This window comes from Microcystis sp. LE19-10.1B (assembly GCF_027530565.1).
GTDB lineage: Bacteria > Cyanobacteriota > Cyanobacteriia > Cyanobacteriales > Microcystaceae > Microcystis > Microcystis aeruginosa.
The window spans coordinates 1-1,653 of the sequence record NZ_JAPZQM010000413.1; the positions used below are offsets into that span (position 1 = coordinate 1).

Annotated in this window: 1 protein-coding gene; it reads right to left on the reverse strand. The window is 46.0% G+C overall.

Features of this window, described 5'->3' with window-relative positions; all coding sequences use genetic code 11:
* Positions 1 to 145 precede the first annotated feature (145 nt).
* Positions 146 to 1,486 carry an aromatic ring-hydroxylating dioxygenase subunit alpha gene (locus O9332_RS15010; RefSeq protein ID WP_002760677.1) on the reverse strand — a complete coding sequence of 447 codons (1,341 nt, stop codon included), beginning with the start codon at positions 1,484 to 1,486 and terminating at the stop codon, positions 146 to 148.
* Between the last annotated feature and the right edge of the window lie 167 nt (positions 1,487 to 1,653).

Here is a 1,653-nt window from a genome sequence, read left to right on the forward strand (position 1 = left end):
TGGGAGTGATCAGGGGGAAAATTCCTGGACTTTTTCCCTGAAAATTAGGTAATTGGCCCCCTCAAAACCGGTAAAACCCCACACCCCACACCCCACACCCCACACCCTGCCACCACCGAAAAACTTTTTCAGCAGACCCTACTTATTACTGTAGTTTGGTATGGGCTTTTTTCTCATAGGTGCGTTCAAATTTTCTGCGGGTGTAATTGGCGGCGATCGCTATTGCTAAAGCCAAAATTGCGAAAATAAGGGCAGTAATTTGATAGATAGACTGATTTGGGGATAAAATTGCCAGTAAAACTAATAATATACCCATTAAAATCGCAATTTGTTTAGTTTTTACCATGTTTTCATGGGCATCGCTACAGGTGCGACAGTGGACAGTGTGACGAGAATAGCGATCGAGGGGTAAAGGATCGGATAAATCGAGCGCCGTTGTCCGCTGGCTGGTGTAGCCTTGATAGTAGGGGAAAGAGTCCCCATAGCGATCGAACCATTGACGTAACTCAATCACCAAGGCATCGGAACTTTTTAAGGGTAAGTATAATTTTTGTAAACTATCTCTTGACTTTTCCACCATTTGCTGCTGACTTTGAATTAAAGGTAGATCATCTTCGAGGATGCGACTTTGACGCAGATGTTCCAACCAGCGCCAACGGTATTGACGGGAGTTAACGGCAAAATTTTGGTAACGTCGCATCAGTAAGCGAGAACGACCTTGACCCAGAGAAATCCCGTATAAAGCCAATCCAGCACACCAATGGGGATTAGGCAGAGCAAAACGATAATGAACGAGATTAGGGGCTATAAAATCCAGATATTTCCAGCTTTCCTGCGGATTGCGGCTATTGCGCCACTGACTGCGAATTCCCCGCGCCGAGATTTCGAGGATTTGGAAGGCTAACGGTTGAGCATTTTCCCGTTTTGCCCCGAATTCGCTGCGATCATGGCTAATATTAACATGGGCGGGATCGAGGAGATTTTCGAGTAAATAGCCCTGTTCATAGGGAAAATCGATGACATAATCGGTATGGACACAATTGGGGTCTTCTAGGTCTTTGATGATAGGAATATCGCTTTCTTTCGCTGTTTCCTCTTCTCCTAACCAAACCCAGAGGACTCCCTGACGTTCCACCACCCCATAGGATTTAACCTTGGCATTGCGGGGAATCGGGGTATTGACTGGCAGTTGGGGAATATGGGAACATTTTCCATCCGTCTCGAACTGCCAACCATGGTACAAACATTCTAAACGACCAGCGATCATCTGTCCTGTGGAGAGTTTAGCCAAGCGATGGGGACAGCGATCAAGCAAACAGCCCCATTTTCCCTGCTGATCGCGAAATATTAGCAATGGTTGCCCATAAAGAGAGAAAGAGTAGGGATTTTTTTGCCAATCCTGCACGAATAACACAGGATACCAACAATTTTGGTAGTGAAAATAGTCATCCCTAGGGAGGGGTTGAGATTGATCAGTGCTTGTCATGGGGATGAGAGAGAAAAAATATTGATCTTGACATCCTCACCGCCGTAAACGGACGGTGATTCCCAAACCTCACGATTTAGGTTTCTGCTTCTTTCCCTTGCGGGGTTCCGCACCTGCCTTAACAGATTTACTCTGTTCTGGTCTTATGGTCGCTCTACAGACTGACA

Coding starts and splice junctions, on each gene's coding strand:
- O9332_RS15010 (WP_002760677.1), bottom strand. CDS start 1,486: ATGACAAGCACTGATCAATCTCAACCCCTCCCTAGGGATGACTATTTT.